The sequence below is a fragment of the Pseudoalteromonas sp. SWYJZ12 genome (genome assembly GCF_015864395.1).
GTDB classification, from domain to species: domain Bacteria; phylum Pseudomonadota; class Gammaproteobacteria; order Enterobacterales; family Alteromonadaceae; genus Pseudoalteromonas; species Pseudoalteromonas arctica.
Window position 1 is genome coordinate 24,134 of record NZ_JADYXH010000020.1, and the last position, 20,705, is coordinate 44,838.

Annotated in this window: 19 protein-coding genes and 2 tRNA genes; 8 read left to right on the forward strand and 13 right to left on the reverse strand. The window is 40.3% G+C overall.

Features of this window, described 5'->3' with window-relative positions:
- Positions 1–3 precede the first annotated feature (3 nt).
- Together I6F42_RS16810 and I6F42_RS16815 are read left to right on the forward strand one after the other, a co-directional pair.
- Positions 4–80, forward strand: a tRNA-Asp gene (locus I6F42_RS16810).
- A gap of 54 nt (positions 81–134) precedes the next feature.
- Positions 135–211 (forward strand) — tRNA-Asp (locus I6F42_RS16815).
- Positions 212–925: 714 nt separating this feature from the next.
- Here I6F42_RS16815 and fadE read toward each other — a convergent pair.
- Entirely contained in the window at positions 926–3,382 is a 2,457-nt protein-coding gene (gene fadE, locus I6F42_RS16820) for an acyl-CoA dehydrogenase FadE (RefSeq protein ID WP_197152857.1), read from the reverse strand.
- Between the two features lie 324 nt (positions 3,383–3,706).
- Between fadE and I6F42_RS16825 the strand changes: the two genes are divergently transcribed.
- Positions 3,707–4,471: a class II glutamine amidotransferase gene (locus I6F42_RS16825; protein WP_010555339.1), complete on the forward strand. Its 765-nt coding sequence runs from the start codon at positions 3,707–3,709 to the stop codon at positions 4,469–4,471.
- A 38-nt stretch (positions 4,472–4,509) separates the two neighbouring features.
- Here the strand turns inward: I6F42_RS16825 and I6F42_RS16830 are convergent, their stop codons facing one another.
- From I6F42_RS16830 to cmoA, 5 genes are all read right to left on the reverse strand, one after another.
- Positions 4,510–5,244 (reverse strand): DUF3108 domain-containing protein, encoded by a 735-nt coding sequence (locus I6F42_RS16830; protein ID WP_007586948.1) that lies wholly within the window; start codon positions 5,242–5,244, stop codon positions 4,510–4,512.
- A 16-nt stretch (positions 5,245–5,260) separates the two neighbouring features.
- On the reverse strand, positions 5,261–5,908 hold the full coding sequence (gene purN, locus I6F42_RS16835) for a phosphoribosylglycinamide formyltransferase (protein WP_007586949.1): 648 nt from the start codon (positions 5,906–5,908) through the stop codon (positions 5,261–5,263).
- Positions 5,908–6,960, reverse strand: a complete 1,053-nt coding sequence (gene purM / locus I6F42_RS16840; RefSeq protein ID WP_002959993.1) for a phosphoribosylformylglycinamidine cyclo-ligase — start codon at positions 6,958–6,960, stop codon at positions 5,908–5,910. The genes purN and purM overlap by 1 nt, the downstream gene beginning before the upstream one ends.
- A gap of 190 nt (positions 6,961–7,150) precedes the next feature.
- Positions 7,151–8,119, reverse strand: coding sequence for a tRNA 5-methoxyuridine(34)/uridine 5-oxyacetic acid(34) synthase CmoB (cmoB, locus tag I6F42_RS16845; RefSeq protein WP_007586955.1), 969 nt, complete (start codon positions 8,117–8,119; stop codon positions 7,151–7,153).
- Between the two features lie 12 nt (positions 8,120–8,131).
- Complete coding sequence (cmoA, locus tag I6F42_RS16850) at positions 8,132–8,857, reverse strand: carboxy-S-adenosyl-L-methionine synthase CmoA (protein ID WP_007378000.1); 726 nt, start codon at positions 8,855–8,857, stop codon at positions 8,132–8,134.
- Positions 8,858–8,973: 116 nt separating this feature from the next.
- Here cmoA and I6F42_RS16855 point away from each other — a divergent pair, with 116 nt between their 5' ends.
- The gene (locus I6F42_RS16855) at positions 8,974–9,660 is read left to right on the forward strand and encodes a DUF3334 family protein (protein ID WP_007586957.1); all 687 of its coding nucleotides are present in this window, start codon (positions 8,974–8,976) and stop codon (positions 9,658–9,660) included.
- Between the two features lie 152 nt (positions 9,661–9,812).
- Here I6F42_RS16855 and I6F42_RS16860 read toward each other — a convergent pair whose 3' ends face one another.
- The 6 genes from I6F42_RS16860 to I6F42_RS16885 form a co-directional block, all read right to left on the reverse strand.
- Positions 9,813–10,490, reverse strand: coding sequence for a response regulator (locus tag I6F42_RS16860; protein ID WP_197152859.1), 678 nt, complete (start codon positions 10,488–10,490; stop codon positions 9,813–9,815).
- Positions 10,491–10,494: 4 nt separating this feature from the next.
- Complete coding sequence (locus tag I6F42_RS16865) at positions 10,495–11,853, reverse strand: ATP-binding protein (RefSeq protein WP_231616389.1); 1,359 nt, start codon at positions 11,851–11,853, stop codon at positions 10,495–10,497.
- 222 nt (positions 11,854–12,075) lie between these two features.
- Positions 12,076–12,585, reverse strand: a complete 510-nt coding sequence (locus I6F42_RS16870) for a hypothetical protein (RefSeq protein ID WP_002959982.1) — start codon at positions 12,583–12,585, stop codon at positions 12,076–12,078.
- A gap of 36 nt (positions 12,586–12,621) precedes the next feature.
- Positions 12,622–14,805, reverse strand: coding sequence for a YHYH protein (locus I6F42_RS16875; RefSeq protein WP_197152863.1), 2,184 nt, complete (start codon positions 14,803–14,805; stop codon positions 12,622–12,624).
- Positions 14,806–15,037: 232 nt separating this feature from the next.
- On the reverse strand, positions 15,038–15,538 hold the full coding sequence (locus tag I6F42_RS16880; protein ID WP_007586965.1) for a M48 family metallopeptidase: 501 nt from the start codon (positions 15,536–15,538) through the stop codon (positions 15,038–15,040).
- Positions 15,539–15,562: 24 nt separating this feature from the next.
- Complete coding sequence (locus I6F42_RS16885; protein WP_197152865.1) at positions 15,563–16,411, reverse strand: DUF72 domain-containing protein; 849 nt, start codon at positions 16,409–16,411, stop codon at positions 15,563–15,565.
- A 247-nt stretch (positions 16,412–16,658) separates the two neighbouring features.
- Between I6F42_RS16885 and aspS the strand changes: the two genes are divergently transcribed.
- The 3 genes from aspS (at position 16,659) to I6F42_RS16900 (ending at position 19,411) form a co-directional block, all read left to right on the forward strand.
- On the forward strand, positions 16,659–18,437 hold the full coding sequence (gene aspS / locus I6F42_RS16890) for an aspartate--tRNA ligase (RefSeq protein WP_121954345.1): 1,779 nt from the start codon (positions 16,659–16,661) through the stop codon (positions 18,435–18,437).
- A 130-nt stretch (positions 18,438–18,567) separates the two neighbouring features.
- Positions 18,568–18,798, forward strand: a complete 231-nt coding sequence (locus I6F42_RS16895) for a hypothetical protein (protein ID WP_197152867.1) — start codon at positions 18,568–18,570, stop codon at positions 18,796–18,798.
- 16 nt (positions 18,799–18,814) lie between these two features.
- On the forward strand, positions 18,815–19,411 hold the full coding sequence (locus tag I6F42_RS16900; protein ID WP_024591307.1) for a pentapeptide repeat-containing protein: 597 nt from the start codon (positions 18,815–18,817) through the stop codon (positions 19,409–19,411).
- Positions 19,412–19,483: 72 nt separating this feature from the next.
- Here the strand turns inward: I6F42_RS16900 and I6F42_RS16905 are convergent, their stop codons facing one another.
- Complete coding sequence (locus tag I6F42_RS16905; protein ID WP_010555318.1) at positions 19,484–19,807, reverse strand: hypothetical protein; 324 nt, start codon at positions 19,805–19,807, stop codon at positions 19,484–19,486.
- A gap of 129 nt (positions 19,808–19,936) precedes the next feature.
- Here I6F42_RS16905 and I6F42_RS16910 point away from each other — a divergent pair, with 129 nt between their 5' ends.
- A complete protein-coding gene (locus tag I6F42_RS16910) occupies positions 19,937–20,704 on the forward strand; it encodes an alpha/beta hydrolase (RefSeq protein ID WP_197152868.1) in 768 nt (255 codons plus the stop codon).
- Position 20,705 lies beyond the last annotated feature (1 nt).

The following is a 20,705-nucleotide window of genomic DNA, read 5'->3' on the forward strand; positions in this document are numbered from 1 at the left end:
TGCGGAGTGGTAGTTCAGTTGGTTAGAATACCGGCCTGTCACGCCGGGGGTCGCGGGTTCGAGTCCCGTCCACTCCGCCATTTGATATCATGATTAAAATTAGTAAGTGCATTACCCCATGCACATACCACTGCGGAGTGGTAGTTCAGTTGGTTAGAATACCGGCCTGTCACGCCGGGGGTCGCGGGTTCGAGTCCCGTCCACTCCGCCACTTGTTATTTCCTCAATAACAAGTTTATAAAATCCTTGATTAAATAATTTAGTAAAACATTCTTTGGCTATCAGCTATCAGCTATCAGCTATCAGCTATCAAACACATTCCTTGCACGAACCTGATAATATTCCTTATTATCCGTATCAATACCTATATCAATCTGCCGATGCTCTGGTTAAGTGCTTGTGCATTGCGCTGTATCCCTTCTTTCGTAACTTTGAAACTTTTACCGCAGTTAACTTAACGCCAGGTTTAACCCCAATTCGCTTAATTAAGTAATCTATTTTGATGTAAGAAAAGCATGTCGATAATAAGGAATAATTCGTTATTTAGTTGTTTTCGGCAAATGATCCTGCATTGCTCTATCTCCTGCATCCATGCAGTCGTATATCAGAGACATTTAACACTGCTAGGCAGGCTCTAAGTATTATTGCTAATTGGTATAGTCATTAACTTTATAGTGTTGTACTTGTAGAGCTCTTGAGAGGGTTTAAGTTTTTACAGGAGTATAGAGATGAATTAAGGGTATTTAATCAATACAGAGCTTTTAGGGTTGGTTAGATGTCAGAGCTGCCTGTTATACCAAGCTGTATAATTATTTAAACAATCTAACGAATTAAACTACTCCATCACGTTGTTAAAACTTTTTATTGTGCACAAAAAAGCCAGCACGTTATATGCTGGCTTTTGGTCTGTAAATGCTTAGCTTAGTTAAGCAGCATCAGGTTCTTTTTTAACGCTATTACGCGCGGCTTTGCCTGCAAGTAAGTCAGCAGGGTCGAAGTCATCAACGTTAATAACATCTAAACGCGATTGCTCAACAGCAGCTAGTTTATCAGCCTCTGCTTGGCTTAATATGCCTGCTTCAAGCCCCATTTGCGCTACTTTATCAAGCTGGAAGAATGGTAGTTTAAGACCTTTTTCTTTGCATACACGGTCAAATAATGGCTCAACAGCAAGTACGTCTTTAAGCGTTTGCTCTTGACGACCTACAAGGTTAAGCGGCTCATTTGTTAAGTATACATAGCTTGCTAAACGGTTACGCGTTTCGCTAGGTACTTGTAGTAGTTGCGCAAGTTTATGCTCAAGTTGGTCAGTTGGTTTACGAACCGGGCGACCAAACGGGAATAACAATACTTTTAACACGGCACGTAGTGGAGCCGAAGGCATGTTATTAATTAAATCAGCAAGTGCACGTTGGCAATGGTAAAGGTGATCTTGGCAACTCCATTTTACTAGAGCAAAATCTTCTTTTTTACGGCCTTCATCGTTGTAACGCTTAAGCGTTGCAGACACTAAGTATAAGTAACTAAGTAAGTCACCTAAACGTGCTGAAATACGTTCTTTACGTTTTAGTGAACCACCAAATACTGCCATGCTAATGTCTGACATAAGAGCAAGTGATGCACTAAAGCGTGACGCTATACGGTAAAACTCAGCGGTTTCGTCGTTGTACGGCACACTTGTAAAACGAGCGCCGGTAAGAGCAAGCCACTTAGTACGTACAAGGTTCGACATAGTAAAACCAATGTGACCCATTAGCGCTTTATCAAATACGTTAAGCGCTTCTTCACGGTCTTCAATTTCGCACGCACCTAGCTCGGTAAGTACAAATGGATGACAGCGAATAGCACCTTGACCATAAATAATCATATTACGGGTCAAGATGTTTGCACCTTCAACGGTAATGGCAATAGGTGCACCTTGATAGCCACGACCTAAATAGTTATTTGGCCCAAGCATGATGCCCTTACCGCCAAGCACATCCATTGCATGAATAGTTGCATCACGCATTTGCTCTGTCAGGTGGTATTTAATAATGGCAGAAACAACAGATGGCTTTTCGCCTAAATCAACAGCACCCGTAGACATACTAACCGCAGCATCAGAGCTGTAAGCGTAACCAGCTAATTTAGCTAGTGACTCTTCAACACCTTCCATTTTACCTATAGGTAAACGGAACTGACGACGAATGCGGCTATAAGCACCTGTCGCAATAGCAATCATTTTAATGCCACCGGCAGAGTTTGACGGCAATGTAATTGCACGACCAACCGATAAACATTCAACCAACATGCGCCAGCCTTGACCAGCCATATCTGGACCACCAATAATATAATCAAGTGGTACGAAAATGTCTTTACCGCGAGTAGGACCATTTTGAAATGGTACGTTAAGCGGGAAATGTCGACGACCAATTTCAACTCCAGGAGTATCCGTTGGAATAAGTGCACAGGTGATGCCTGGCTCTTTATTGTCGCCAATTAGGCCGTCTGGATCTTGTAATTTAAACGCAAGTCCAAGCACGGTAGCCACTGGGGCAAGTGTAATGTAACGCTTATTCCACGTTAAACTAACACCGACAACCTCTTCACCATTCCATTGCCCTTTACATACCACACCGTAGTCTGGAATTGAGCTTGCATCAGAACCCGCTTCTGGCGAAGTTAACGCAAAACATGGAATTTCTTGACCGCTCGCTAGGCGCGGTAAGTAATGATCTTTTTGCTCTTTTGTACCATAGTGTTGTAATAATTCACCTGGGCCTAAAGAGTTCGGTACACCAACAATTGACGAAAGTAATGTTGATTTACTTGTTAGTTTTTGAAGTACACAAGACTGTGCAAATGCAGAAAACTCTAAACCGCCGTATTCTTTTTTGATGATCATGGCAAAGAATTTATTATCTTTTAGATATTGCCATACATCTTGAGGAAGGTCGGTTAACTCGTGCGTTGCTTCCCAATCGTCCAACATGCTACATACTACTTCAACAGGGCCATCAACAAAGGCTTGCTCTTCAATAGTAAGTTTAGGAACTGGGTATTGGTGAAGTTTTTTCCAATCTGGGTTACCGCAAAATAAGTCAGCTTCCCACCACGTCGTACCGGCATCAATAGCTGATTTTTCAGTATCAGACATGCTTGGCGTTACTTTTTTAAACGTAGCAAAAATAGGCTTGATGATATATTGCTGACGAAGGCCAGTAACAGAAAGAGGAACCGCGATGATCAAAAAGATCAACCAGCTAATTAAACCAAAAGCACCTGCAAAGGTACCAATTAATAAAGTTATAGCCGAAACACCAAGTGCTGTGTTCCAACTTGCTCTGTGGTAAACCGCAGTGCAAAGCAACGCGATTAGAACCAGTGTAAATATGAGTGTCATTTTTATTCCTTAATAGAGGTCAGACCACCTCACTTAGAGTAGCGCTAGTAACAGTAATTTTCAAGTACATAACGATGTTAAATTGTAGTAGAAAGTAACTTAAATACGATATTTAATTACCCGACAGAGGAACGCACAATAACTATCGTATAGTCAAAGCATTAACCGTAAGTAGTGTTAACGTAAAAATAAATAAATCTAATAGCAAAATGACACTTTTTAAGTAAGTATAGCCGTTATAGCGGGCTGCAAATTAGTGTACGCTTAATACACAAATATAACGCTATTTATTTTAATGTATGGTTTTTAAGGGTTATTTTATTAATGTGTGAATTACTTGGCATGTCAGCCAATGTGCCTACCGATATTTGTTTTAGTTTTTCAGGCCTTTTAGAGCGTGGCGGAAACACGGGACCACATAAAGATGGTTGGGGTATTACATTTTACGAAGGTAAAGGCTGTAGAACCTTTAAAGATCCGCAGCCGAGTTATCAATCTGAAATTGCAAAGCTCGTCAAAGCATACCCCATTAAAAGTGTCTCGGTTATTAGCCATATTCGCCAAGGTAACCGCGGGAGAGTATGCCTTGAAAATACTCATCCTTTTACGCGAGAGTTATGGGGGCGCGAGCTTACTTACGCTCATAACGGGCAGCTATCTAATTATCATGATTTAAAACCGCAGTACTATCGCCCAGTAGGTAACACCGATAGCGAACTCGCTTTTTGTTGGTTACTTGATAAAATTCGTGAAAAATACCCAAAGCGTCCAAGTAATATGGCGTCGGTTTTTAGATACGCCGCTAAGCTTTCGCATACCCTTCGTGAAAAAGGGGTGTTTAATATGTTATTGACCGACGGGGTGTTTGTTTTAGCGTATTGCACTAATAACTTACATTACATAACGCGCCGTGCGCCATTTGGTAAAGCAACGTTGATTGATGCCGACATGGTGGTTGATTTTCAACAAGAGACTACACCAAACGATGTAGTAACAGTTATAGCTACAAGGCCTTTGACGAATGATGAGCGTTGGCAAAAAATGGAGCCGGGGGAATTTGCATTGTTTAAAATGGGTGAGCTAATTTAGCCCACCTATTTTAAATATTAACTTTAGTTTAATTAAATTTAGTTAGCTTCTTGAGGTTGTTGTGCTGTTGCAGGCGCAACAGCTGTAGGCGCAGTAACAGTAAATGAATTCATTTGAACTTCAAACTGCTCCATACCTTTTTCGCCTTTCCACATACGTACCAGCATGTAATCCATTTCTGGCGCAAACCATGCAATTGCTTGGCGTTTATCGTTATCGTATAAACGTTTTACTTTAATGGCTTCTACATTACCGATAGGTAGGGAGATCATCTCTTTTTCAACAACTTCAAAGTTGTAGTCGCGGCGGTTACCTTTTTTGTCTATAAGCGGGAATGAAAAGCTCGTTTCGCCTTTTTTCAATCCTTCGCGCACTTGCACTTGGTATGAAATAGCATCCTGAAATTCATCAGTCCATTCGCATTTAAGTGGGTATTCGCTAGCGCTGCTAGTCACTACTTTGTTTGTTGTATCAAAATCAATTTTATAATCTTTATCTGGGCCTGTACCGGTGCGGATCATATTGTAATGATGCGGGGTAACCTTGCCATCTTTAAAGGTAAACTTTGATGTTTCTTCACGAGAATCAGAGAAAATCATCCACTCAATATTGCTGTGGTATGTTAGTTCATAAGTATCGTCGCCCATTTTTTTGAGCTCACGAACAGCCTCACCATGATTTTTACCTTTGCGTAAAATATCGTAGTTAGCTTGATATTGGGTCAATTCGCCTGCAATTAGGCTAGTTGGAAGTAAAGCGCCCGCACATAACAACAGGGCACTTATTTTTTTATTGTGAGTAGTGCGCGCCGTGTGCAGGAAGTTGTTTTTTGTCAAGAACTGCATAATCTGCTTCCATAGTAAGTCTGTGTTCACTGAACCACTTGACCACCAAAGGATAAATTATATGCTCTTGCTCATGCACGCGTTTTGCTAATGTTTCTGCTGTATCATCCTTGAGTACAGGTATTTGCGCCTGAAGAATAACGGGACCGCCGTCTAATTCTTCAGTAACAAAGTGAACACTTACGCCATGAACATCGTCTTTTGCATCAATTGCTCTTTGGTGGGTATTCAGCCCCTGATACTTAGGCAACAAAGATGGATGAATGTTCAACATTTTTCCAACATATTTTTGCACTAAGCCAGGAGTAAGAATACGCATAAACCCAGCTAATACAACTAGATTTGGCATAAAAGAGTCGATAACGTTCATTAATTGCGCATCGTACGCTTCGCGCGAGTCAAAATCTTTATGACTGAGCACTTTTGTAGCAATACCTGCTTTTTTTGCACGCTCTAGGCCATAAGCGTCTGCTTTGTTACTAATAACAGCCGCTATATGTCCGTTTATCTCGCCACGTTCGCAGGCATCTATGATGGCTTGTAAATTAGAGCCACTACCTGAGATTAAAACTACCAGACGAGTCGGTGCCATTACTTAGCACCACCTACAATTTCAACTTGCTCTTCGCCAGCTGCGGCATCTTGAATTTCACCAAGGTGCCATGCATTTTCACCCAAGTCTTTTAGCATTGTTAAGCTTTGCTCAAGTTTGTCTGCAGGAACTACTAAAACCATACCTACACCACAGTTAAATGTACGGTACATTTCGTGTGTAGTAATATTACCGTTTTCTTGTAGCCAGTTAAAAATAGGTGGCCACTGCCAGCTATCACCTTTAACTACTGCTTTTGCTGAAGCGGGTAATACACGTGGAATGTTTTCCCAAAAACCGCCGCCAGTAATATGCGAAAGCGCATGTACGTCAACGTTTTTGAATAACTCAAGTAAAGGTTTTACGTAAATACGAGTAGGCTCAAGTAAGGTTTCGCCTAATGTTTTACCTTCAAAGTCAGCGCTGGTATCAGCTTTTGACACTTCAAGTACTTTACGAATTAAAGAGAAGCCATTTGAATGAGGGCCGCTTGAAGCAAGTGCAATAAGCTGATCGCCTGCTGCTACTTTTGTGCCATCAATAATTTTTGATTTTTCTACAACGCCTGTACAAAAGCCTGCCATGTCGTAGTCTTCACCATCATACATACCTGGCATTTCAGCTGTTTCGCCACCAATTAGGGCACAACCTGAAATTTCACAACCTTTGCCAATACCTGTAACTACGTCAGCTGCTGTGTCTACATCTAGTTTACCAGTTGCATAGTAATCTAGGAAAAACAGGGGTTCAGCACCTTGAACAATTAAGTCGTTTACACACATTGCAACTAAATCAATACCAACAGTATCGTGTTTTTTTAAGTCGATTGCTAAACGTAGTTTAGTACCAACGCCATCTGTGCCTGCAACTAATACTGGTTGCTTGTAGCCTTCAGGAATTTCGCAAAGTGCGCCAAAACCACCAATTCCGCCCATTACTTCAGGACGACGAGTTTTTTTAACTACGCCTTTAATACGCTCAACAAGTGCATTACCAGCGTCGATATCTACGCCCGCGTCTTTATAGCTTAGAGACTGTTTTTGTTCGCTCACAGGTTTTCCTCAAAATAGTTGTTTTGGGTTGCTTAGAAACGCGCGTATTTTACAACAATTGCAAGGTCGCGGCTAGCTCAAATGTAATTTTGAAATAATTAACAAGGACACTTGTCCGCTGCCTGTTGTTTAAATAAACAAAAAAACGCCCGTAGGCGTTTTTTTAGTATTAAAGGCGTTAAATTAACAGCTATGCTTTTGCGGTTAATATGGCTCGAAGTGGAGCGGGGTAGCCTTCAATTGTTTTACTTGTATCGTTTGGATCTAAAAAGTCGATTAACGATTCGTTTTCCATCCAATCGGTTTTGCGTTGCTCTTCAAGCGTGGTAATAGCGCAATCTTTTATTTGCACATCTTTAAAGCCAACGCGTTCCATCCAGAGTTTTAATGCTGCAGTACTTGGAATAAACCAAACGTTGCGCATTTTAGCGTAGCGGTCGGTAGGGACTAATACTGTGTTTTCATCACCTTCAATTACTAGCGTTTCAAGTACGAGTTCGCCGCCGGGGCGAAGCTGCGCTTTTAACTGTGCTAAAAAGTCGATAGGTGAGCGACGATGATAAAGTACGCCCATCGAAAAAACCGTATCAAACGCTTTAAGTTCCGGTAATGCTTCAACGCCTAGTGGCAGTAAATGCACGTTTTCGTCTGGGTTGTAGTGTTTAATTGCCTGAAACTGACATAAAAATAAATCAGACGGATCAATACCCACTACAAACTCTGCGCCTTCACCGCGCATACGCCATAAATGATAACCTGAGCCACAACCAATATCTAAAACGGTGCGGCCTTTTAATGGCTCAATATGAGGTAGGAGTCTGTCCCACTTCCAATCACTGCGCCACTCTGTGTCTATTTCAATTCCGTGCACACTAAATGGGCCTTTGCGCCATGGCATCATGCGTTTTAATAAATGCATGGCTTGCTTTTGCTCGCCATCACTCATCTCCCCTGGTGCGCCAATTTCTACCTTAGTAGAAATATCAACGTGTGTTGTAGCCACCTCTGGCAAGTTTTTAAGTACTTTTTGCCATTTAGGTAAATCACCGTGGCTAGCCTCGTTTTGCCAATGTTTTAATTGTGCAGGCAAGGTTTCTAGCCAATGACTAAGTGGGCTTTGTGCGATAGATGCGTAAAATTGGTTAAACCATTGAGACATGGATGACTCTCTTTATTTAATTGCTACCATTGAGCAAAAATTAAAACATTGATACCACACTTGAGTTTGGCTAAAACCAATATCTTGTAAGCGAGTAAAGTGAGCGCTTAGTGTATCTGGGCGCATAACGTTTTCGATGGCGGTACGCTTTTGGCTTATTTCAAGCTCAGAGTAGCCATTGTGACGTTTAAAGTCGTGGTGCAAATCAATTAATAGGTTATCGCATTGCTCGTTTTCGGCTTTAATTTTTTCGCTTAGCAGCAATACACCACCAGGTTTTAAATTAGCGTATATTTTCTCAAGTACGGCTTGGCGCTGTGCGTGTGGAATAAACTGCAGTGTAAAGTTCATTGCCACAACCGATGCGTTTTGAATCTCAAGCTCGTTAATATCGCCCAAAGTAACAGTAACCGGCACATCCGATTTAAAACCTTGTAAGTGCACCTTACAACGTTCAACCATAGCTTGAGAATTATCTACCGCTATTATATGGCAGTTATCGGTGCGAATATTACGGCGCATGCTAAGCGTGACTGCGCCAAGAGAGCAGCCTAAATCATAAAGATTTGAGTTACTTTGTGCGTATTCACCCGCAAGTTTACCCATAGTGCTTACAATGGTGGCATACCCAGGTACAGAGCGCTGGATCATATCTGGAAAAACTTCGACTACATTTTGGTCAAAGCTAAAATCTTTTACTTGTTGCTCAGAGGCATAAATACTGTCTTTTATGGTCACGAAGGCAGTCTCTTTGTAAATAATGGCGCTATTTTAACATTTTATACTGGATAGTCAGTGATAAATTCAGTAGCTTGACTAGAATTATGAATAATAAGTATAAAAGAGAAGATTAAATGAGCAAAAGTAAGGTCATCAGCACAGACGATATATTAGCAACCCTTTGTCATTCAGTGACAGGCGTGCTCACATCAGCCAGCGGTAATGGTATTAGTTACTCAGCCATGGTGCAAAAAATAACACGTACATGTATGCGACCAGATATTGGCTGCTTTGTTTTATTTGACGGCGGTTTTACAGGGCTTGTAATTACCAACTTTACTTCGCAAGCGGCGATGGAAATTTATGGCGATTACATGCGAAACATGGGAATGCCAGAAGATGAAATAGCGCATAGCCATTTATCAGACGACGTATCAAACGTACTAGGCGAGTTGATGAATCAAATTGTTGGCGACTTTACGTCTAAAGTGCGCGAGCAGTTACATACTTCAATTACACAAAACCAGCCAAAAATGATGGCAATAAACAAGCAAGTGCAAATATCGGTAGATACCACCATGGATCGCCCGCAAGCCCGCCGCGTAACATTCACTACAAGTAAGCAAAATATCTTTTACTTGGAATTAGCGATGGATAAAACAGAGTTTATTAAATTACACGACTTTGATATTGCAGAAGCACTAGACCCAGACGACATAATTGAAAACGAAGCACGTAAAAAAGCGGACAAAGAAAAAGCATCTACAGCAGTAGAGCAAGACGATGCCGATGATGATTTCATGGCAGGCTTAGGGCTTTAAGTCTATTTACGTAGGTTTGGTTGAGTGAAACGAAACCCAACGACTGCTCAGCTATTAATCTTTAGCTGTTAGTGATCAGATTAGTGATTAAAATAAAAGCGCGATTTATATCGCGCTTTTTCGTCATGTTAGCTTTATTTGAATAAGTAAACCTACTCTTTAAACTTATAACCCACACTATAAACCGCAGCTATTGGGTTTAGTCCTGCTTGAACGTCGTTAATCTTTTTTCGTATATTTTTAATGTGTGTATCTATGTTGCGATCGGAGATGTCGGTTGTGTCGCTGTATACGTTATTAATAATATCTTCGCGGGTAAAAACACGACCTACGTGGCTTATAAATAGTAAAAATATTTTAAACTCGACGGCGGTAAAGCCAATACTTTTGCCGTTTAGGCGGGCTTCGTAATCGTCTTTGTGTAATTGAAAATTATTATGATTGATGATGTTGGCTTTAGGCTGGCTTGTTCTTCTTAGTACGGCTTTTATGCGTGCTATAACTTCTTTGGGGCTGAAGGGTTTGCATATGTAGTCATCGGCGCCGAGCTCTAAACCCAGTAAGCGGTCTATTTCTTCACTTTTTGCGGTAAGCATAATAATAGGCACGCTTGAAAAGGCTCTAATGTGCTTACATAGCTCTATGCCATCAACATCTGGCAGCATTAAATCAAGAAGCATTAAATCTACTGCGTTTTGTTTTACAAAACTAACTACACCTTTGCCACTATTAAAGTGCTCAGTTTCGTAATCTTGTTGCTTAGCATAGGCAATAAGTACCTCAGCAATGTTTTCTTCGTCTTCAACGATAAGTATTTTTTGTGGTGCCATTATTTTAACCTAAAAGTGTCAGCGTTATTTTTACTTCTAGCCCACCAAGTGGTGAGTTGTGCAACGATATTTGACCGCCATGTGCTTCTACTATTTGTTTGCAAAGCGCAAGTCCTAAGCCCGAGCCGCCGTGCTCTCGGCTTCGAGATTTTTCAACGCGATAAAAACGCTCAAACAATTTTTGTAAGTCGTTTGGTAAAACACCTGGGGCTGAGTCTTGTAAAATAAGCTCAATGTTATTGGGTGTTTTGTTGGCAAGTATTATTACTTGCCCACCTTTATGCGTGTATTTGCAGGTATTTTCTAACAGGTTTGAAAATAATTGTACAAGGCGTTCTTTATCGCCATTTATTATACATTTACCGGCTTTGGTTAAGCTTTTGCTATCTACATTTAATTCACGCTCTTTAAAGCGAGCGGTGTAGTTTTCAATTGATTGCTCAAAAATAGTGATTAAATCAATGCGCGCATTGTTATAGGTTAAATTAACGCTATCTGTTTGTGCTAGTTGGGCTAGGTCGTCAACAATGTGACTTAAGTTATCTACTTGGTTTATGAGTAAATTAATGCGCTTTGTGTCGGCTGTAAATACGCCATCTTGTATGGCTAGTAAATGCGAGCGTAGTACGGTAAGTGGGGTTCTTAATTCGTGGGATGTGTCTGACACCCATTGAAATCGCATTTGTTGGTTTTGCTCAAGCGTGTGGGCTAAGGCGTTAAAGTTGTTGGATAGAGTACCTAGCTCATCTTTACTAGAGGAGGATATTCTGCTGGCAAAATTTCCTTTTGTTAACTCATCGGCGCCAGTCACTATTTGCTTTATCGGTTTTATTAAATGGCGAGATAACACAATAGCCATAATAAATGCGAGCACAATAACGAGTAACGTGATCATAAAATAGTTATGAAATTGCGCTGCTAAAAATGCTTTTGCTGGGCTACTTTGCACAAGTTTTGAAGGGACTAAACCTATCCAGCCTATAACGTTATTGCTTAATAAAATAGGCTCTATATGTGGGTTATCATTTAAATTAGTTCTACCAACAACAACTTTTTTATTTTGATCATATAAACTTATACGTTGCCCTGTTTTAAGGGAACCCGCAGGTAAGTGTACCCACAATAAAGAGGGCGTTGCTTTACTGCTATTTGGTTTGGGTGGGGTGCTTGTGTGTTTATTAGTTTTAGGTTCGCCTGGCTTTTTTTGCGGCTCAACAATAGAGCGCCATAATTGCGTGTTTTGCGTAATGGGTTGCCAACTGCCTAATTCGCTATAAAGCTCAATAAGTTGCTGCTTAACCATTGCGACATGCTTTGTTTCTTCTTGTTCAACAAAGTCGTTAAACCCTGACGAAAAGGTCATGTATATAAACACAAACATAAGCCCAACAAGGGCGATATTAGTGATAAAAAAAGCTAAAAAGAATTTATGTATTAATTTCACTGATTGGCAAATAGTAAAAATCATGACGTTAACGTACCAAGCAGTATTGCATATTGATTATGTGCCTACAATTAGCGTATTTAGGGAGTTGCTTACTAAAATCCTTTTTAAGTAAGCTTTTTAGGTATGTTGATATTTGGACTAGAACTTTATTTTTGCGGTATCGCCAGCACCCAGTAACTTATATTGTGGTTTTACAAAGCTTGCGTGTACTGCACCTAAACTTTTAGGGAACGATATGGCAAGCTCATCTACTGTTGTAAATGTGTGCTTCGCTTGAAAAACAATTTCTAGGTCGTGCGCTTCGTTGTTGTTGCTGGTGGTAAAAGCGACGCGTTCAAACACGATAACTTGCTGATTTACACGTAAGCTCGTTTTTTGTTTAAGCGCATTTTTTACAAACTCTTCTTGTTGCTCTGCACTTAAGTTTGTAGGCATAAGCTTATCAATATCGCCCATAAGCCATGCTTGCTCGCTTTGCAGCGCTGAAATTAAATGCTCAGCATTAGTTAATACTTTAACCTCAACTTGCCCGTCTCTTAAAATTACTTGGGCTGTTGTGTTTTTTAATACATGGGCGCTCACTTGAGCGCTCATACTTGTTAAAATACACGCTAGCATTAGCCATTTTAATTTTTTTAAAAAATACATAATTGCTACCTTTTATTGAGGCGGTTGACCTTTTGTTTATTGAGGTTGCTCAATAGTTGCTTTACAAATAAGGGTGTTGTCGGTTTCTAAGTCTTCGCCCCATATGAATTTTGCATTTTCATCCCAGTTAATATCGTCGTAACCGTCTTTTGGTCCTACATCGGCAAAGTTGTGCTCTACTGCATTAGCCCAGTTTGCGTTATCAAAGTTACTTTGCAGCCAGTTAGTTGGCGCTTCTTTTGACATAAACGTACAAACGCCTTCGCCCGCGACTGGGTTTGATTCGCTTTCGCATAATTTGTTAAGCGGCGCTTTGTGAAGTATTTCGCATTTAAAGCTTTGATCGCTTACGGCAACTACTTTATTTGTATCGGTGTCGGTAAGTTGCATAATAAAACCGCCATCACCCATTTGCTGATTTTTAGCACCGATGTATTCAAGCCCAGAGTCGTTTTGCTTAAAGTCTTTAATTATTAAATTAAGCTCAATAGGGTAGTTTGCAGAAAACGTAATGCTTTCGGCATTAAATGAGCGCTCTGTGGTTATAGGCACAGAATCTTCAACAAGTAACTGCTCGCCTATGTAGGCTGTAAACCAGTTATCAGCCCATGCTTCTAGCTTTAAGTTATGCTTGCCTGTAATGGCAGAATTTGTATTTTGCTTAGTGACTGTAGGAGTAAGGTGATTTGGTTGCGGACCTCTACAAAATGTACCTGTTTGAACTTTGCCACCATTACTGATAGTTTTTTGTTTAAAGCTATAGCAGTCTTTTCCCTGTGATGCAGGGCTGTAAGTAGTAAAGTAGTTTTCACCTTTGTATGAATAGCTCATTGTACGGCTGCCGTTTTCAGAGATTGTGTGCGTTAAGTTTTCAACGCCTCCTTGTGGCGGGCGCAAATCGGCTCTTATACCTTGAGTATCGCCACTCAGTGGTGACACTCTTGGTAATTTTGCGGTATCTACTTCACCTACTAAGCACTGAATAATATACGGCGGTGTAGCTGATGTTTGGTAGCGATAGCCAAATGTGTCATCGGTTTGTCCGTTACATACATCAAGGTCACCTTTGGCAATTGCACTGCCGTCTGGGTTTTTACTGCCATACAGCGGGTAACCATCGTAAGCCCAACCAATAATGGCATCGCTTGATTGGTTTTTCATTGTGTCAATCATACACGTTGGCGATACATGATAATGGTAGTCATCACCTCGTCCTGCGTGTCCGCCACATATATCTAACTGTCCGAGTGCTAAAGTGTCGTGTTTTTCATCGTAGCTATTTACGTCCAGTTCACCTTGCGAAGAATAGTCGTATATTGGTACGCCATTAACGGCAACACCTACGGCTGCATCAATTGTTGTAATTGTTTTTGCTTTTTTAGGGTTTAGTTTTATAGGTGCGGCGTAGTCTTTAGCTGGAACGGGTATTTGCTCGTTAGTACCTGTAATACCAGTCATTACGTCATGATCAGGATAAGTAGATGAGGCAATATAAGCATATTGTTCATCGCACGTAACAGATACGCTTTGATCAAACCCTGCATTACTTACTGATTGTGTAATAGCATCACAACGAGGTGATTTTACGTTAGCGGTTAAATATGATTTATCAGGCTTTGGTTGCTCGTTTGGCTTTGGTTTTGAATCCGGTTTGTGCCCGGCGCTACTGGCGCTTCGCGAGTATTTGACCGTCATACTTGCAGTATCGAGAGTAATATCTTTTACAGCGGCGAGTAATGCTGAGCGATCTACTTTTGTATCGCTATTAAAGGTAACCGGTGCAGATAATGCGTACACAGTATAAGTATAGCTTTTTTCACCCGGGCCTTTAGAGCAAGGTGGCGCGTATTGGTTTAAATCGTTTACGCTATTAGAGGCTACTTCACCGAGAGTTTCGCCTGCTTTAATTTGTGTTTTATCGGCGGCAATATTGTACATGGTCCAATACCAATGCATTCCCTCTGGCGCTTTATGATCCATAATTAACGCATAATATTTGGTTGTGTTAGGTGCACCGCTCCAGTTAAGTGGAGGGCTAATGCTTTGCCCATCGCACGTATAAGTAATAGGCAAGTTACCGCCATCGCTTACCTTTGAGCTTGTTAGCGTAAAATCATTGAGGTTTGATTGTTTAAGCGATTGGCTGTTTTGCTCGTTGCAGGCACTTAAGGTTACACAGCACAGTGCACTGAGTAAAAAGGCATGGGTATTTTTCATCATTTAAAACTCCAAAGATTAAGAGTACATAGAAAGAATTAGCTATTAAGAGTGTAGTTCTCAAATGTAGGGCAATTATGTAGTTTTAAACTTTTTTGTTTTTATTAAGCGAAAAGGCGTTAAGTTGTGAGCTACTTACGTGGATAAGAGATTGGGTACGCGCGCTTGGGCATGAAAGGAAATATTAACTTAAGCATGGGCTTTATTTTCACTCAGTTAAATAACGCTAAAATCCTTATTTTAAATAAGGATTTTCACCCATCGCCACTACCACACAAAAAATTCTTAGATCTAACTCTAGCTGGTGGTAACTCGGTTCCATATGACAGCAAAGTTGATAAAAGCCTTTGTTATGGTCTTTTTCTTTAAAGTGGGCGAGCTCATGTACCACTAACGCTTTTAATAACGGCTCGGGAGCGCGGAGCAAGTCGCTGTTTATCGCTAAATCGTGCTTACGGGTTTTACCTTGCATTCGATACGTATGTGTACCGAGTGCATTGGTGACCATATCGCCTTGCTTTTTAAAAGCAGCGCGCCCAAATGGTGGCGCATTTTTTAAATACTGTTTTTTAAGCTCGGTTGCATAGCTATAAAGTAGTTTATCGCTGGTAATAGTGTGTGCTTGCGGATACTTTTTAAGTAAGTAGTCACATACCTTTTTGTTATTTATAAGGCTTAATACTTGCTCAACAATGTTAGCTGGGTAACCGGTAAAGTAACGTGCGTATTCACTCATTATTATTTCTCTGTCGTTTTACTTTTAAAAAAGTGCTTGCTGCTGGGCTTCTTTTTCGCCAGTAAATGGGTTTAATGCTTTGTGATTATAACCAAGGTCTTTACAAAACTGCCTTGCTAATAATGGCGCTTCTCGGTTATCTGCCGTATGAAAAAACACATAGGGCGTTTTTCCTTCATCAAGCCATTGTTTTACTTTACTCAGCCACGGTTTATAAAAGGGTTTATAGTCGTTTTGTAAATCGGCGATAACAAAGCGCGCCATGGGTTGCGTGCTTGTAGCAATGGCATGCACGGGTAAATGCGGCTTTTTTTGCTGTGCATCTATTAGCGCTTCGGTGGTTGGTTTTACCGCAAATAGGGCGCGAGTATCCATCGATATGCGATTTATGTTATTTGCCATTAATAACTGATTAAGCGCTATTTCGGCTTTGCCCTTTTGAAAAAACGCAGTATGACGTACCTCTACACCGTAATTAACCTCTTTTGGTAATAGGCTAATAAATTGTGCGAGTTTGGGTAAGTCACCAGGACCAAATGCTTTAGGTAATTGCAGCATGATTTGCCCGGTTTTTTCTAAAATAGGGGTAAACAAGTTTAGCCAATCAGTAAGCTCGGTTTGAACATTGGTTAGATGCAGCTCGTGGCTAAAGCGACGATTAAACTTAAAAGTAAATTTAAAATCGTCGGGTACGCTGTTTGCCCAGCGCAATACGGTGCTTGGCGAAGGGTCAGCGTAAAAGCTGGTATTGCCTTCAACAGAGTTAAAGTGTTGGGCGTATTGGCTAAGCATATCGGCGTTTTTACATTGGCTTGAAAATAAATTGCCTTTCCATGCATTACTCGACCACTGCGGGCATCCAATATATAACATACAAACTAGCGCCTTATTATAAAGTGGCAATAGTGTAGCAAATAACAAAACGAGCTGCTGTAAATTCAGGGGCAAAAGCGGCACACGCCCTAGCATCTTAATGTTAGTTGAGTATAATGCAGGGCTTAATTTGATTATTTTTAGATTGCTAGCGGCTTTATTTGTATTGTGGTGACCTGTTTTTTAAATCACACGCCTTAAAACAAATAAGTTTAGCCGTTTAAGCCTTTTATCTGACAGGAAAACTATGCGCTCTATATATTGCGGACAGCTAAATAAAACTCACGTAGATCAAGAAGTTGAACTATGTGGCTGGATCAACAAACGACGTGACCTTGGTGGACTTATCTTTGTCGATTTACGCGATAGAGAAGGTTTAGTACAAGTTGTATTCGACTCTGACATTGAAGAGTTAATGAGTTCAGCTAACACACTTCGCCAAGAATTTTGTGTTCAGTTAAAAGGTATTGTTCGCGCACGCCCAGACAGCCAAGTAAATAAAGACATGGCAACAGGGGAGATCGAAATTTTAGGTAAAGAGCTTAATATTATTAACCGCTCTGAGCCATTACCGCTTGATTTTAACCAAGTAAACTCAGAGGAGCGTCGTTTAAAATACCGCTACCTAGACCTACGTCGTCTAGAAATGAGTGACCGTATTAAATTACGTGCTAAAGCAAGCAGCTTTGTTCGTCGCTTTTTAGATGAAAACGGCTTTTTAGACATCGAAACACCTGTACTTACTAAAGCAACGCCAGAAGGCGCGCGCGATTACTTAGTGCCAAGCCGCGTTCATAAAGGTAGTTTTTACGCATTACCACAGTCTCCACAGTTGTTTAAGCAATTGTTGATGATGTCTGGTTTTGACCGTTACTACCAAATTGTTAAATGTTTCCGTGATGAAGATTTACGCGCCGATCGCCAACCAGAATTTACCCAAATAGATATAGAAACCTCTTTCATGAGCTCTGATCAAGTACGTGGTATGACTGAAAAAATGATCCGCGAGATGTGGCAAACATTGCTAAACGTTGATTTAGGCGATTTTCCAATCATGCCTTACAGCGAGGCAATGAGCCTTTACGGTTCTGATAAGCCAGATTTACGTAACCCAATGAAATTGGTTGATGTTGCAGATTTAGTTAAAGACGTAGAGTTTAATGTTTTCTCAGGTCCGGCTAACGACGAAAAAGGTCGCGTTGCTGTGTTAACTGTACCGGGTGGCGCTAAGCTTTCTCGTAAACAACTTGACGATTACACTAAGTTTATTGGTATTTACGGCGCTAAAGGCATGGCGTGGATGAAAGTAAACGACCACACTGCGGGCGCTGAAGGCGTTCAATCACCAGTGGCTAAGTTTTTAAGCGAAGACGTAATCACTAAATTACTTGAGCGTACTAATGCACAGTCTGGCGATATCATTTTATTTGGTGCCGATAAGCGCAACACAGTAAATGAAGCAATGGGCGCACTGCGCGTTAAGATTGGTGTTGATTTAGAAATCACTAACCTTAATAGCTGGGCACCACTTTGGGTTGTAGACTTCCCAATGTTTGAAGAAGATGACGAAGGCACATTACATGCTGTACATCATCCATTCACTGCACCAAAAGACATTAACGCCAGTGAGCTTGAAGCAAACCCAGCAGCTGCTATTTCAGATGCCTACGATATGGTATTAAACGGCTACGAAGTGGGTGGCGGTTCGGTACGTATTCATAATGCAGATATGCAAGAAACTGCATTTAGAATTTTAGGTATTAACGAGCAAGAGCAACAAGACAAGTTTGGTTTTTTACTTGATGCACTTAAATACGGCACACCACCACATGCAGGTTTAGCATTTGGCCTTGACCGTTTAGCAATGCTTTTATGTGGTACCGATAACATTCGTGACGTTATTGCTTTCCCTAAAACAACACAAGCGTCGTGTTTATTAACCAACGCGCCAAGCAAACCTAACCTTGACTCGTTAGCTGAGCTTGCAATTAGTGTTGTAGAAAAAGAAGTATCAAGCGAAGAGTAATTTTTGCTTAGCTTTTAAGCTAATTTTAAAAACCCTTAAGTTATATGCTTGAGGGTTTTTTTGTGGTTAAATTTAAAGCAGTTTAAAGGTTTGTGCCGATTGCTATTATCCATATTGAAAAGGAGTTCTTATGTCGTTTCATCTAACCTTATTTGGTGAGTTTTTAGCTTTTTTTATTATATTATGTATCCCTATTTTTGCTGTAATTAGCTACAAAATAGGTAAGCGTAAAAGTACTATGCCGGGTGTTTTAGCTTTTGTGGGTGGCTGTTTAGCGCTATTTCCACTATTTGCTTTGATTTTTATTGCAGTGCTTGCGCTTAAAAAAGATTTACCTAAAAGTAATGGCTACACGGGTTAAATTTAATAGGTGAATTGTGTTGTTAAGTAACAATAACCAGTATTTTGATGAGCAATTTAATGCTTTGCAGTACGCAGAGCAGCTAACTGAAAACTCTGAGTTTGAAGAATGTATATTTATCGATTGCGACTTTTCAGGCGGGCAGTTTAAAAATTGCCGATTTATAGAATGTAGTTTTAAAAACTGTAATTTATCGTCACTAAAATGGAACTACAGCTCGCTTGAAAATGTAAGTTTTAGCCACTGTAAATTAAATAGTTTGCAATGGGCTGATGTAGATTGGCCAGCGCTTAGTATTAACGCACCGGTGAGTTTTAATTATTGCGAGCTCAGTAATAGTTCTTTTTTTGAATTAACCCTCAAAGCCCTCAAACTAACACACTGCTTTGCCAAAAATGTTGATTTTAGACATGCAGATTTAAGCGGTAGTGAATTTACAGGAACAGATTTTCGCGATAGTGAGTTTTTTCAAACTAACTTAACAAAATGTGATTTTGTAGGTGCGACAGCGTTTAATATAGATTTGAATAATAATATTTTAGCGAATGCTAAGTTTGATCGCTTCGAAGCACTTAATTTGCTTACCTGCCTTAATATAGAATTGTGTGATTAATTTAGTTTAATATGATTACATATCTAGAAGCGACAGCTTGGCTGGGCTTCTAGATACTGCGTGACTGGGTAATTAACGGCTTGGGCCATTTTTATTACGTGCACTGGCAAGCTGTCTTGCGATTTCTAATAACGCAGGTGAAATATCTTCAGCGCCATCTTTAATTAGTTTTGTAACGTCACCTGACGAAAACAAACCGTCACGTGGTGATTTAATACCTAACTCACGAACAAAATCCTTCGTTTTACCTGTGCTGCCTGTTTCAATAAACTTAAAAATAATACGTTCATTGTTGTTTTTAGCAGGTGCTTTTAGTGTTTCGATTTCGTCATGTATTGCCGTTAGTTTGTCTTCTAGGATTTCTATACGTTCTTGAATGCTATTGTATGATTTCATTTATTGGATCTTTTACTAAATATATTTAAACAATGGCGGCTATTATCGCATAGTTTGACAATAGAGAATGCAAAGCTATAAAGTAAAAGTTATTTTTAATTAAAAACAATAATTTATATAAATTTAAATATGCAAAAAACACTTAAAAAGCTTTTTATATTAAGCGCACTAGCTCTAAGTACATCAGTTATAAGCACATCAGTAATAGGCGCAACAAGCTATGCAAACGATGGCGTTATAACTGATGAAAGCCGCAATCGCACTATTCCTATCAATATTACATTACCAAGTAACAATGCTAAGTGTACAGCTCAAGTAAAATGCTCTGTAGCGTTTATTAGTGCGGGCTACGGGATTAGCCATAACGAATACACGTTTGCTAGTAATGTGTTTAATCAGCGTGGATATTTAACAATAGCCGTTGCACATGAACTAAAAAGCGACCCTGACCTTAATCGTGAGCAGCCTTACTTAACAACGCGTATGGAAAACTGGCATCGTGGCGTAGTAACGCTTAAGTTTTTAGTTAATGAGCTAGCGAGTAAATACCCAGCGTACGACTTTACAAAGCTCACCTTATTTGGGCACTCAAACGGCGGGGATATTTCGTCATTATACGGCTCTATTTACCCCAATGAAGTTAGCACTATTATTACGCTCGATCATCGCCGCATGTTGATCCCACGCAATAAAAATATACGCGTACTTACTCTACGCGGTAGTGATTACCCAGCTGATGCGAATGTGCTGTTAAACGATTCAGAGCTGGATAAGTTTCCTGTTACACAAACACTAATAGAAAAATCTCGCCATAACGATATGTACGATGGCGGGCCAAAATGGCTGGTGGACAGAATGAGTAAAGAAGTAGAGGGATTTTTAGATAGTAAAAATTAGG